We start from the raw sequence: 13,892 nt of genomic DNA, 5'->3' as shown, positions 1-13,892 counted from the left end.
CGGTGTTTGTCAAGATAGTTGTCGCATTTAACTTGTTTACTAGTGTAAGAACGTAAGGGTAACTACCGCGCTTTGCTTGGTGGTCTTCTCATCAAAGAACAGAATTCATTCTGTTCTTTGATGAGAAGGGAATGGGTAGTTCAAGCTCAGTCGCAGTGGGGCTATTTTGTTCCATCCTTTTCTATCTTGTCCTTTATTGGGTTTAAAGCCACTGAATCATGTGCACTCCAGTCTCTAGTTGAGCGCGTCCAACGTTCTGGATGCTTTTGTTTCGCTAGTTCATAAACTTCTTTGCGCTTTTTCAGTATCCCAATATGCGCACCTGTATGGCATTGTTCTGGCGTCACAAAATTTATACCACTGTGTAAATGTATACAGTTATACCAATTCACAAATCTTAATGCCCATTCACGTGCAGCCTCAAGTGTTTCAAAGCCTCTGTACGGGAATTCAGGTCGATATTTCAGAGTCCGAAACATTGCTTCAGAATAGGGATTGTCATTACTTACTCTTGGTCTTGAATAAGAGCTTTGGATCCCTAATTTTTCAAGTAATACCTGAAATGTTGCGGCTTTCATGGGACTGCCATTATCGGAATGTAAAACGAGTGGTTTACCTTGGATTTTTTCACTAATAATCGTCTTCTTCATTAAATCTTCAGCGTGTTTTGCCTCCTCTGACTCCCAAATCTCCCAACCTACGATTTTTCTACTAAAAATATCGATAATTAAGTAGAGTCGATAAAACAAGCCTTTCACCGGCCCTTTTAACCACGTTATATCCCATGTCCATACCTGGTTTGGGGCTACTGCTAAATGACTTTCTGGTAATCTACCCTCGGGCTTTTTGCTTCTTCCCCGATGATTTTGCATTTTATGCTCACGAAGAACTCTATAAAAGCTAGATTCGGAGGCGATATAAATGCATTGATCTGCTAATTTTGGCACGATTTGAGTAGGCGGTAGGTCTACAAATTCCTCTTTTTTAACAACCTCCAGTATCTCTTGTTTTTCCTCTATCGTTAATTTATTTTTTGGCTCTGGACGTAACGCAATAGGGCGTTGATCCTCCTTGATTCCACCTTCTGAAATCCAGCGTTCATAGGTGCGAACGCTAATGTTCAATTCTTTACACGCCGGGGCTAATCGCGCACCATTTTGGTTTGCTTCTTGGATGAGTTCTACTGCTAGTGCGCGATCTGACGGGCTGATCATTCGTCCTCTTGGTCCCCCCAGATCGCTTGGGCCTTTTTTCTTAATAGTAATAAGGCTGCAGCTTCTGCCAATGCTTTTTCTTTTTTACGCAAATCTTTCTCTAATGCCTTTCCTCGCTTTTTCTCCTCTTTTAATTCTTGATTTAACTGCTTTGTTTGACTAGATTCTCGCCCATTTGCATTAAGGCATGAATCTCGCCATGCGTCAATCTGTTCTTTATAAAGTCCCTTTTTTCGACAATACTCCGCTAGCTCCGCACCATTCATTGAGTATGTTTCCATAACTATGAGAAACTTATCTTCACTGCTCCAGTGTTCAGAACTTTGTCCATCTCCGGGTGTGGGGTTTCCAGATGATCTAGCCTCTTTTCTCCACTTGTAAAGCGTGGGTTCAGTAATGCCCAACTCTTCACTTAATTGGCCAACCGATTCATTAGTGGGGGGCATCATTCTCTTAATAATTGATGCTTTCTCTTCCTTTGTATAACGTTTACCATTATTACTTTTCATGTCGATCAACCTCCGTGTATGATTTAAACTATACACTAAAGTTCCCTACGACATCTATCCTAACAGAGGGGGGTGGATCGCATGTAACCTTTTTACGCTACTTGTTGATCTAATAGAAAACGCCTCAACCCATTGATGTCATTGGGTTGGGGCGTTTTTCGTTTAGTTTAAGTACTACGTAAAACTTCTATTAACACTAATCGACCTCCCTAACATTATGTACACTTATTTTTTATGTAACTAATAGAGAGTTTAGCTCAACAAGAAAAAAAGTTTAATTCATTGTTTTAGAGGTATCCCCTAGAGAAGGCGCTTATTTGTAGCTAATATAAGAGAGACAAAAAATAGTGAATTTAATAAAAACCTTGTGTAAACTCTTTAAAAGGTATAAGATATTGTAAATATATTTATATATTTCCAAACTTATCCAAAGTGTTTTTAGGAAGAATAGAATGCTTTGAAGAGTAAATCACTCAATGTAACCTTCTAGAGAGATATTAGTTCTCAACCTCCTTAATTGTTATTTTCTGAGATTAATTGTACGGGTGGAAATAAGAAGCTTTTCACACTATAAAGATCCAAACCAAATCATTAAATCTGTGGAACTAACATTACGTAAAAATTCCTCCGGCCAGCACAAAGGACAAAAACGCATCTCCAAACGCGGTAGAAGAAATCTACGAGCCCTACTTTTCCGAGTAATGATACCAATGAGTCCCCAAAATGAAGCCTTTCGAAAGCTACATAATTATTACACAAACCGTACGGATAATCCGTTACACAAAAAGCAATCTATTGTGGTTTTATGGGGATAACTATTAAAAGTGTTACATGGAATCAGTATTAAGCACAAAGTATTTGACGCACAGCGAATGATGCAGGATATTCCTAGTCTCGCAGAGGCTATATAAAGTTTTACATCCCCTTAACAGACCTAGACAACAAAATGACACGGAGAAGCTAGCAATATCTTGTCCATTCGACTTTGAGTCCCTAAAGGAGCTTCGCTAGCCTCTGCCTTATGACTAGACCGAACGAAGGATTGTAGGCACATTGATGCCCAGAGACATATGAAGGCACATCATCATAAGCTACGCAGAGATCCATTGTGCATCATATAATTCCCTAGCACCACTTTCCACTATTATCCAGTAGTGACTGCGTAGCGTATCCATGTATAAGAACAGATTCACATCATATAAAAATATTGTTAGGAAAAGTGTCAAAAAATATTTTTTTGATACCCCAACATAGGATTAAACCGTTGATAAATCAACATTTATAGAGGGAGGACAGCATTCCTTTAATAGGAATGTTTTTTCCATTTAAAACCACGTAGAGTTGACAAAATGATACCTTTACACATGTATGGTTATAGTAAGGAAAAAAGTACCAATTAAACAGAATAGAAAAGGTTTGTCGAGGAATTTACAGCTAGAACTTATATAAGTGAGTGAGCTCATTCCAAAAAATGAGCTAGGTTGGTGAAACTGCTATTTTAAAGCACACAATGATAATCTAGGTAGCCCGATGATATTGCAGCATTTACATAAAAGCGAATCCTGAAACTTCAAGTGAGAAAAATACAAGAAAAAGGAATTTTCCTGACTAAGTAAAAAGACGGAATATTGCCTTTTGTTTTGAGGAAATTATAAGAAACTTTTTTATTTTTTCTTGTAACTCTGCTGCTACATGATTAATAGAAATATCAGAAGATGTAATTTCCTACATAGTAGACAATTGTTTTTGATAAATTACATCATCCATACAAGATACTGCTTCTGGAGCAGAAATGTCAACCTGAAAAATTTACAGAGCCTACTTTTAATTATGGATGTACTCAACATAATTAACTACTCTATTTCTTCCGTTACCCTTCGCAGAATATAAAGCAGTATCAGCTAATTTCAAAAGTTCTTTTGGAAAAATGTTTGAACTAGGTATTATCGAAGCCACTCCAAAACTCATGGTCACAAAATCATTTCGTTTTGAAGTTTTATGTGGTATTTGCAATTGACATATTGCTATTCGAATCATTTCTGCAATCATACTGGATTCATGTAAGTCCTTGTATGGTAAAAGAATAGCAAACTCTTCACCCCCATACCTAGCACAAACAACTTCATATTCCCATAACAATTCTTTTACTCGATTAGATATATCAATCAAACATTGATCTCCCATTAGATGACCATAGTAATCGTTATAATATTTAAAGTAATCTACATCAAATATGATTACTGATAGGTAGTCCTTGGTTTGATACAAAGTATTCCAATAGTAATCAAGCATATTATCAAAGTATCTTCGATTATATAAGGATGTTAAACCATCCACATTAGACAAGTATTCCAATTTTTCCTCATTCTCTTTGCTTTGGGTAATATTATTTCGAATAACAATATATTCTACTGGTTTATTATCCTTGTCTAAGAATGGGACAATTGTTGTATTAACCCAAAAATAACTTCCATTTTTCGCTTTGTTTCGCATCTCACCTTTCCATACTTTCCCCTGAGAAACAGTCGCCCATAGCTCTTGAAAAAATTCCTTTGAATGGTAATTAATATTTAGCATACGCATATTATTTCCCTTTAGTTCATCAAAAGTGTATCCGGATAGACTACAGAACTGGTCATTAGCATACATAATATTCGCATGTTTATCTACTATTTGAACAAGGTTTGCCTCGTCTAATGCAAATTTTAGATTCTGTAAATCCTTGTGTGTATCAAGATATTTCTTTTCATAGTCCGCTTTATTCTTAATACTAAAAGGGATTCTATCTTTAGTCCTGTCAATAAAGTTTTGCTTTTTGAATAAGATACCTATATACAACTCTTTCTTTATAATAAATAGGGTAATCATAAAGAAGAGTGCTGTAAAAATAACCAAATCTATCATTATAAGTTGAATGTCTGCTGTATACTGCATTATTCTACCCCTTACATTATATGTCATCATTATATTTAACTAATAGAATAATATTAGTATATTTTAGTAGTAATATTTTTCCATTGTAAATTTCATGACAATATTTTTAGTCCATTTGACATATCATTGAAAGAGTGAAGGGATAGGCTTTACTTGTCCTCTCTCAAGCTACTAAAATTACCACGTTCCCTGTACTCCTTTTTAGGATTAATTAACATTATTTATTACATTTTTAAAACATATATAAAGTCTGTTAACTTGGATTAAAACGCTTACCCCCTATTGGAGGAAACTTTACCACAGACTAACTACAGTAAGTATCCAGTATTGGCTCCAACTACTGAGGCGAAATACTATCACGACCACGACTATGCTATGGGTACAAGAACTAACTTTCATATGGAAAAGGTTTCATGGTTTAACTCTAGCTAGGGGAGATCTATTAAGCATGCTAAATATTCAAAGTTCATTGCCATAGCGGTGAATATAAAGAGGAAAACAGCAATAGTATCGTAAGAAATGAAGAGGATACTAATCAAAAATATCCTCTTCACCCCTGATTTAATAAGAATAGCATTTTTATAAAAGTATATATTTATTAGGATCTAGAAAGTGGCTACTTTTCACTGGTCATGCTTTCCCTTCTATTCAAAATGCAACTGAAAACTTTCTGGAACAATAGGTGGTTCTTTTCAATCCAACAAATGTAAAACTAGTTGGGATACAAGTGCACCAGGTCCTAGTGCTTGACCAACACTTATCGTTGGTATCGGACCATTACTAATCCATGAATGTATTTTTTCTTCTGTTGCATAGTCAGGAAGGGATTGACTGTAACCAGATGGAGGGAAGGTTTGACCTTGTATTTTAGTAATTGAAATATCTTCCGGAATACCAATATATTCTTCGAGCTTCATTCCAAATGGAGAAAATGTTAAAACCGACGTTCCAAACACTAGAGCCACTGAAGTAGTAATATATAAGTTTTTCTTACGTGCTGCTCGATGGAGCGCAACTGACTCAGCGAAAGCAAAAAATCAATTGCATCAATTACATAATCTACTACATCCACAACACAAAAGATTGTGCATTTTCTTCATTAACCCCTTCTAAATAAGAATTAACAATAAGCTCGGAGCTGTCCAAGTTCATTTCGGGGCTTAATAGATACAAGGTTGTGCTATCGTGCAAAAATGAAGTGATTCTTACATATATGAAACACTTAACGGAATGCTTGAAAACACCTAAAATGTACAACTCCTAAAATTACGGTAATATTTCTAAATGTGTTTTAGTAACCATAATAACTATCCTTCAATTTATTCCAAATGTGAATTTAAACAATTTTCAATAGTACTTAAAATGAAAAATTAGAACTGTGAAGTGTGAAATGAGATATAAAAGGAATGAACCTTTTAGATATATATTTGAAACTCCGATAGAGACAGTGTTTAAAATCAATGAAATTAATGGGGTAAAAGCGGAAACTAAAACTTGTTCAGCAAAAATCTTAAATATATGTCCACGAGGAATAAAGCTATTGTCAGATTTAGGTATTCCTATAATTCCGAGTAAAGTAATAAAGGGTTTTAGCTATGGAATTAAATTTGAAGAAAATAAGAAAAATGAGATAAAGTTACTAGATGAGTTAAAGTTTCTTTTTCAAAAGGTACACTCGTATTAAGAATAAAATTTAGTATGAAATAAGAAACAGTATAAAATGCACAACCATTGATATTATCTGATATTGGTAGACTGTGTCAAAAGACCACAATTATATACCTCGGAATAAAGGTTATTATTCATTACTTGTCGTTTAAGTGACATAACTCGTGATTTATTCAGTATAATCCTCAATAATTCGGTCTTTTTGGCTTTTAATGGTCATATATTACAAAAAATTAAACTAGCTATAATTATGTGAAGTCCAGGAATTCGGGGATGATCAAATGAAGCAAGAAGTAACCGATCAATTAAAGCGTTCTCTGAGAGACTTACGAATCGCTGTCTGTAACAGATACTTGTAATTTTCGTTGTACCTATTGCATGCCAGCTGAAATATTCGGTCCAGATTATCCGTATCTCAAGAATGAAGCTTTGCTTTCTTTTGAGGAAATAGAACGGGGTAATAAAGCTATTCACCGGCTACCTTGGCGTAAAAAAAGTCCGTATTACAGGTGGGGAACCTTTACTGAGGTGCAAATTACCAGAACTAATTTCGAAAATATGGGAAATCCCAGGCGTAGAGGATATTGCAATGACAACAAATGGCTATTTCCTTCCCAATTATGCCAAAGCCTTAAAGCAAGCAGGATTAAAACGTGTGACGATTAGCTTGGACTCATTAAATGAAGAAGTATTTACCAAAATTAATGGAAGAAGTGTTAAGGTTCAATCCATATTAAAGGGGATAGATGCTGCTGCCACGGCAGGTTTGGATGTAAAGATAAATATGGTGGTAAAACGTGGGATGAATGAACGAGAAATTGTACCAATGGCAAAGTTTTTTCGCAAAAAGAAGCATATTTTACGCTTTATTGAGTTTATGGATGTCGGAAATACAAATAAAAGGAAAAAAGGATGATGTTTATTCCAAGAGGGAAATCATCAATGATATTCATCAGGTGATGCCCATTGAATCAATTGACCCACTCTAACCGGGAGAGGTCGCGTCACGGTTCCGTTATATAGGTTCACAAGATAAAATGGGTATTATCTCTTCTGTTTCAGATGCGTTTTGTTCCTCTTGTAATCGTGCACGTATATCAGCAGACGGAAAGTTGTATACTCGTTTGTTCTCAAACAAAGGGTATAATATTCAATCATTATTGAAATCTCAAACATCGGATGAAGAGTTAGTCTCTTATCTTAAGAAAATATGGACTCATCGTAGAGACGGTTATTCAGAAGTACGAGAAGACCATACTCATCATGAGAAAATAGAAATGTCGCGTAATTAAAATATTTAACTCAAAACTGAAAAAGATAATAAGAAACTTAGAAAGTAGAGGGGAAACTCTCTACTTTTTTATATTTCATTCTCAGAATAAAATAACTGGTTTTACCAAAAATAAATTAGTGGAAATGAAAGGAGAATGTGAAAGGATGAATATTAAAAAGATTCAACTACCTCTGCAAACGGTAAGCCTTATTATCGGTTTTATGGTATGGGTTATGATTTCATCTTTAATTCCTCATATTCGTAAAGATATCGACCTCTCAGCTAGTGATATCGCACTAGTAACAGCAGTTCCTGTTATCTTAGGCTCCTTGCTCCGAATTGTTCTCGGGTATTGGACAAACCTCTTAGGAGCCAGAATTATCTTTGTTAGTAGTTTCTTAATCTTACTAGTTCCTGTCTTTTACATAAGTATTGCTAATTCAGTAACTGACCTGATTTTAGGGGGGTTATTACTAGGTATTGGAGGAGCTGTATTTTCAGTGGGTGTGACTTCTATGCCAAAATATTATCCGAAGGAACGTCATGGATTTGTCAATGGGATATATGGTTCTGGGAATATAGGAACTGCCATTACATCCTTCTCTGCTCCTATCTTAGCGAATTCAATTGGATGGGAAAATACTGCTCGAACATTCATGATTCCACTTCTGCTATTTGCCCTTCTTAACTTCCTTTTTGGTGACCGGAGGGAACCGAAGGTAACAACTTCATTGGGAAGTCAATTGAAAGCAGTGATAAAAAATGAAAAGCTTTTGTTTATAAGCATTTTTTATTTCATTACCTTTGGTTCGTTTGTTGCATTTACGGTGTATCTTCCTAATTTTCTCGTTTCCAACTTTGAACTTAGTCCAGTAGATGCTGGTATACGCACGGCAGGCTTTATTACACTAGCAACTATTATGAGACCAGTTGGTGGTTGGTTAGGAGACAAATTTAATCCATTCATCATTCTCTTATATGTTTTTGCAGGTCTAACCATATCAGGAGTACTCTTATCTTTTTCACCTACGATTACCCTTTACACTGTGGGATGTTTAACGGTTGCCCTATGTGCAGGTACTGGAAATGGAACCATCTTCAAGTTAGTTCCTTACTATTTTTCAAAACAAGCAGGCATTGTAAATGGTATTGTATCTGCCATGGGTGGTATTGGTGGATTTTTTCCACCAATCATGCTTACGATTGTTTATAACATGACGGGACATTATGCGATTGGATTTATGGCCTTATCTCAATTTGCTCTAGCTAGTTTTGTAATTGTTCTATGGATGTTTTATATAGAACGATTAAGTCTAGAGTCAAAATTGATTAATAGCGTTGCACAAGGAATGATGGTTACCACTAAGAACGGAATTATTCAAAAAGTGAATCCTGCTTTTTCAATGGTAACAGGATATAGTCGAGAAGAAGTGATAGGTAAAACTCCGAGTATCTTAAGGTCTGGGAAACATGATGAAACCTTTTATAAAAATATGTGGAAATCCATTCATGAAAAGGGCTTTTGGCAGGGTGAAATTTGGAACAAAAGAAAGAATAATGAACCTTATCTGGAATGGTTAACCATTAGTGAAGTGAAAAATGATGCAGGGGAAGTTAAATATTATGTAGGCATGTTTAGTGACATCACCGAGGAAAGAGGAAAGAAGTAGGTTAATATTAATCCTATTGGTAACTTTAGTTAAAGTTTTGGACATAATAAACAAAACGAATAAAAAGGAGTCATTAGCATGGAGTATTACCCGTATGAAGATGATTCATTGATTTTTTCCAAAAAGTCAGCCCGAAATGTTTTTATTGTATTGGTAATTTTGTTTTTTTCCATTTATATCGGATCTGAACAATTTGGGTATGTTGATATGGCTTTATACGGTTACTTATGGGCAACCGTGTTATGTTTCATCTTATTAACGATTCGAATCACCTCATGGACTCTACGTCCCCCTACTCGTAGACTCTGGAAACAAGGATTTAAGATGATGTTTAGCCTTAAAGGATTAAAGTTTGTCTTTCAAACTCTATATTCAAATATTGGGGAACAAAGGTTTATTAGAAGGAGATCTTTTTTTCGATGGATTCAACATATGTTTATTTCTTGGGGTGTCTTGTTCTCCTTTGCCATTACCTTTGCACTTGTCTTAAATTGGATGCATTTCGAGTTAGTTGAACCAAAGAGGTACCAGGTGGTTTTTTTCGGAATACCTGTATTTCGAATGGGAGTTGATTCAGTATTAGCTTTTACTCTATACCATGGGCTGAATTGGACAGGGATTGCCGTAATTATTGGCTGCTCGTTAGCATTATATCGAAGGGTAACCGATCAAAAAAAGATTGTTGAACAGTCGAAAGAGTATGACTTTTTCCCCTTGCTCCTATTAATCGCCATCTCCATTACGGGCTCGTTACTAACGGTTTCGGCTATGTGGATGGAGGGAGCATTTTATATGGGAATTGCCATCTCCCACCAAGTAACGGTGATTGTCTTTCTCCTTTATTTCCCCTTTAGTAAGTTTTGGCATTTACCATTACGTTTTTTAGCCGTTATGGTGCCGATGTATCACTCTTTAAATGAACAAAAGCAATGCGCTAGATGTGGGAGGGAGTACGCAACGAAAACCCAAATAAAAGATGTTCAACTGGCGCTGCAAAAAAGGCATTTATCTGTTCCGATTGACAATACGAATTTTCATTTTTCGGATATGTGCTCTGAGTGTCGCCGAGTGAGTCATCGACTTGGAGGATATGGAGCAAAAATTCATTTAGGTCAAGAAAATGTTGTTCTAGAAAGTAACGGCAGAAATGGATTACAACTCGAAAAAGGAGAGGACTAATAATGAGTCATGCTCAAAATAAAGAATATTCTCAGCGGGATTATGACCCGATAGTTAGAGAAGGGGAAGAACTAATTTCGACCCATTGTTGTTTTTGTGGAATGCAATGTGGAATGAATATTCGTGTAAATAAAGAAAGTCAATCGGTTATAGGAGTAGAGCCGAGATATGATTTCCCTATGAATGGAGGAAGATTATGTCCTAAAGGGGTGGCCGCCTACCGACAGGCTGAACACGGTGATCGTATTCTCTATCCACTCATCCGAAGAAATGGCGAACTTCAAAAAGCCACTTGGGAGGAAGCAATGAGTCTCATTGCTTCGAAAATTAAAGAAATTCAAGAGAAGCATGGAAAAGATGCATTTGGGGTGTATAGCGGTTCTTCTATGACCAACGAAAAATGTTATTTAATGGGGAAATTTGCTCGAATTGGTCTTGGCACAAAAAATATCGACTATAACGGCCGTTATTGTATGTCATCGGCTTCCGTTGGTTTCAATCAAAGTGTGGGGATAGACCGAGGCGCAACTAATCCATGGTCAGACATCAAATCAGCAGATGTTCTTCTTATTGCGGGATCGAATACAGCAGAATGTCATCCCTTATCCATGCCATATGTTTGGGGAGCACGTGATAATGGTGCAAAACTGATTGTCATCGACCCAAGACAAACAAAAACGGCTTTAGTTGCTGATGTACATTTAAACTTACGACCAGGAACAGATGTTGCTCTGGCCAATGGTCTCCTACATGTCATGATTGAGGAAGATCTAGTTGATAAAGACTTCATCGATAATCATACAACGGGATATGAAGATCTTAAGGAGTTAGTTAAAAAATACACCCCCTCACATGTTTCAGATGTAACAGGAATTGAAGTCCCTCGAATTGTGACTGCAGCAAGAATGTTTGGAGAGGCAAAAAATGGGATGGCTATGTTTGCACGAGGTGTAGAGCAACATGCAACCGGGACCGATGCTGTATCCAATTATGTTAATCTCTGTTTGGTTACCGGGAAAATTGGTCGTAAAGGATCAGGTTTTGCTACCTTTACGGGGCAGGGAAATGGCCAAGGAGGTAGAGAACATGGTCAAAAAGCCGATCAATTGCCAGGTTTTCGAAAAATAACGGATCCAGAAGCTAGGAAGTACATTGCAAAGGTATGGGGTGTAGAAGAGTCAGAGATACCCGGTCCTGGGTTGTCAGCTTTTGAAATGCTCCAATCCCTAGGGAAAGAAATTAAAGGATTATTGCTAGTTTGTAGTAATCCAATGGTCTCTGCTCCCACGGTTGGAGATGTTGGAGAATATCTGAAAAGTTTAGACTTTTTTGTTTGTATTGATATGTTTATGTCAGAGTCAGCAGAACTCGCTGATGTGGTACTGCCTTCCACGGTTTGGATTGAAGATAATGGAACCACTACTAATGTCGAAGGTCGTGTTCTTAGGATTAGAGGGATTGACAGAACACCAGGAGAATCTAGACGTGACTGGGAAATCATTTGTGACCTTGCAGAAAGACTTGGCCGTGGCCAATTCTTTAAATATCATTCACCTGAGGATATTTTTAATGAGCTTCGTACGGCAAGTAAGGGCGGAACGGCTGATTATTCCGGAATTACATACGAAAAACTGGACAAAATGCAAGGGGTGTTCTGGCCGAGTCGGTCCGAGGAAGACGAAGGAATGCCAAGATTATTTCAAGATTTAAAATTTAACTTTCCCGATGGTAAAGCAAAAATATTAGCCTTTGAACATAAAGGACCGAATGAAAAGGTGGATAATGATTTCCCGGTTATATTGACAACTGGGAGAGTGGTATTTCATTATCTCAGCGGAAATCAAACAAGACGTATCGAAACCTTACGAAACTTTTGTCCAGATCCTTACGTCGAAATTCATCCTAATCTCGCCAATAAATTTAATATATCAAACGGGGAGTTCGTGAAAGTCTCTAGTAGAAGGGGAAATATAAAGGTTATTGCAAAAATAACAAAAGCGATCAGAGAGGATATGGTATTTGTTCCTTATCATTGGGGCAAAACGTTAGCCATTAATCATTTAACCAATCCAGCCTTAGAACCTAAGTCTAAAATGCCTGAATTTAAAGTGTGCGCGGTGAAACTAGAAAAGGCTATAGACAAGCAGGGGGAACATCATGGGTAAAGTATTATACATTGATTATGAAAGATGCATCGGTTGTAAAGCCTGTGTAATCGGGTGTGAAGAGTGTAGTGGTCATGATCATTTGTCACGTATGTTTGTCGATGAATTAAGTCCCGGTGAAACAGTAGCAACTTCGCCTACGCCATGTATGCACTGTAAAACACCAGCATGTGCAGAGTCATGTCCGGTTCAAGCCATTTCCATTGCTCCTGATGGCACGGTTTTATCGGCCTCTTTAGAAAAATGTATTGGGTGTAAAAACTGTACATATGCCTGCCCGTTTGGTATTCCAAAGGTAGATGATGTAAAAAACGTTATGTATAAGTGTGATATGTGTTACGACCGCACATCCAAAGGAAGGCCACCTATGTGTGCAAGTGTTTGTCCAACAGACACGATTCGATTTGTCGATGAAGAAGAAATCAAGTATGATTCTCCAAAACCAGTACAATATAAATGGGATTTTGGCGGTACTATTATTGAGACGAGAACCGTCATTGGTTTACCTGACACAGAGACCCATCGATTTGGATATTGGGAGAGTGAAGGGGTGCAAAAGCATAATGAATAGGTTTGAAAAATTTCTTAGACAATTATCCTTTAATGTGAAACGAGATCGAGAGCTGGACCTTAACCGAAGAGGCTTTATCGCATCAACCTTATCCTTGATGGGCATCTTTTTCATTAGCTCCACACCCTTACTAGCGTTCTCTAAGAATAAAAAGGAAGAAAGTCATGAGACAGAACTGTTTATAACAAAGGAAGGAGAATTGGCTGTAGGTGAAAGTCTTCCATTTACTTATCCCGATGATAATGATCCAGCTTTATTGATTCGGATTTCGGAAAAAGAATATCGTGCGTATAACATTAAATGTACACACCTAATGTGTCCTGTTTATTGGGAGAAAGATTCTGGAAGATTAGCATGTCCTTGTCATAATGGTTTTTTTAATGTGGAAGATGGTTCGGTTCTAGCTGGACCACCCCCACGCGCGTTACCTTCAATCAAGTTGAAATTTAAGAACAACAAAATTTATGCAACTGGCATTAGTCAGGCTCAACATTAGGAGGAAGCCAAATGAAGATGACTTGGTGGATTTTTATGAGCTTATTAACCATTCAGATCATTCTCATTCAATACATGGTTGAGGAATATCTTGCAGGACATTTTGAAAGGCTGCTTTATTATGTTGGAGGCTTAGGGTTAATGTTTGTTTTAACCATAATTACTTATATCTTCTTTAGAAAAGTTGATAAGGTAATGGATCATTAAATTAAAG

Annotated in this window: 8 protein-coding genes and 3 pseudogenes; 8 read left to right on the top strand and 3 right to left on the bottom strand. The window is 36.8% G+C overall.

Annotation, left to right across the window (positions count from 1 at the left end):
* Positions 1-161: 161 nt before the first annotated feature.
* A pseudogene (locus tag MKX65_RS26975) lies at positions 162-1,723 on the bottom strand (IS3 family transposase).
* Between the two features lie 548 nt (positions 1,724-2,271).
* Here MKX65_RS26975 and MKX65_RS26970 point away from each other — a divergent pair.
* A pseudogene (locus tag MKX65_RS26970) lies at positions 2,272-2,634 on the top strand (transposase); the annotation flags it as partial.
* A gap of 913 nt (positions 2,635-3,547) precedes the next feature.
* Here MKX65_RS26970 and MKX65_RS26965 read toward each other — a convergent pair.
* Together MKX65_RS26965 and MKX65_RS26960 are read right to left on the bottom strand one after the other, a co-directional pair.
* Positions 3,548-4,657, bottom strand: coding sequence for a sensor domain-containing diguanylate cyclase (locus tag MKX65_RS26965; RefSeq protein ID WP_340906936.1), 1,110 nt, complete (start codon positions 4,655-4,657; stop codon positions 3,548-3,550).
* Positions 4,658-5,349: 692 nt separating this feature from the next.
* Complete coding sequence (locus MKX65_RS26960; RefSeq protein ID WP_340906935.1) at positions 5,350-5,613, bottom strand: hypothetical protein; 264 nt, start codon at positions 5,611-5,613, stop codon at positions 5,350-5,352.
* A gap of 993 nt (positions 5,614-6,606) precedes the next feature.
* Here MKX65_RS26960 and moaA point away from each other — a divergent pair.
* The 7 genes and pseudogenes from moaA (at position 6,607) to MKX65_RS26925 (ending at position 13,885) form a co-directional block, all read left to right on the top strand.
* Positions 6,607-7,617: pseudogene (moaA, locus tag MKX65_RS26955) on the top strand (GTP 3',8-cyclase MoaA).
* A 145-nt stretch (positions 7,618-7,762) separates the two neighbouring features.
* Positions 7,763-9,268, top strand: coding sequence for a nitrate/nitrite transporter (locus tag MKX65_RS26950; RefSeq protein WP_340906934.1), 1,506 nt, complete (start codon positions 7,763-7,765; stop codon positions 9,266-9,268).
* Between the two features lie 78 nt (positions 9,269-9,346).
* Positions 9,347-10,447, top strand: a complete 1,101-nt coding sequence (locus MKX65_RS26945; RefSeq protein WP_340906933.1) for an MFS transporter — start codon at positions 9,347-9,349, stop codon at positions 10,445-10,447.
* 2 nt (positions 10,448-10,449) lie between these two features.
* On the top strand, positions 10,450-12,612 hold the full coding sequence (fdhF, locus tag MKX65_RS26940) for a formate dehydrogenase subunit alpha (protein WP_340906932.1): 2,163 nt from the start codon (positions 10,450-10,452) through the stop codon (positions 12,610-12,612).
* Positions 12,605-13,183 (top strand): 4Fe-4S dicluster domain-containing protein, encoded by a 579-nt coding sequence (locus MKX65_RS26935; protein WP_340906931.1) that lies wholly within the window; start codon positions 12,605-12,607, stop codon positions 13,181-13,183. Before fdhF ends, MKX65_RS26935 begins: the two co-directional genes overlap by 8 nt.
* Positions 13,176-13,679, top strand: a complete 504-nt coding sequence (locus MKX65_RS26930; protein ID WP_340906930.1) for a QcrA and Rieske domain-containing protein — start codon at positions 13,176-13,178, stop codon at positions 13,677-13,679. Before MKX65_RS26935 ends, MKX65_RS26930 begins: the two co-directional genes overlap by 8 nt.
* Before the next feature lie 11 nt (positions 13,680-13,690).
* Positions 13,691-13,885 carry a hypothetical protein gene (locus tag MKX65_RS26925; RefSeq protein WP_340906929.1) on the top strand — a complete coding sequence of 65 codons (195 nt, stop codon included), beginning with the start codon at positions 13,691-13,693 and terminating at the stop codon, positions 13,883-13,885.
* Positions 13,886-13,892 lie beyond the last annotated feature (7 nt).

This window comes from Robertmurraya sp. FSL R5-0851, from assembly GCF_038002965.1.
GTDB lineage: Bacteria > Bacillota > Bacilli > Bacillales > Cytobacillaceae > Robertmurraya_A > Robertmurraya_A beringensis.
The sequence above is the reverse complement of the archived record's forward strand: the minus strand, read 5'-3'. Positions and strand labels throughout refer to the sequence as shown.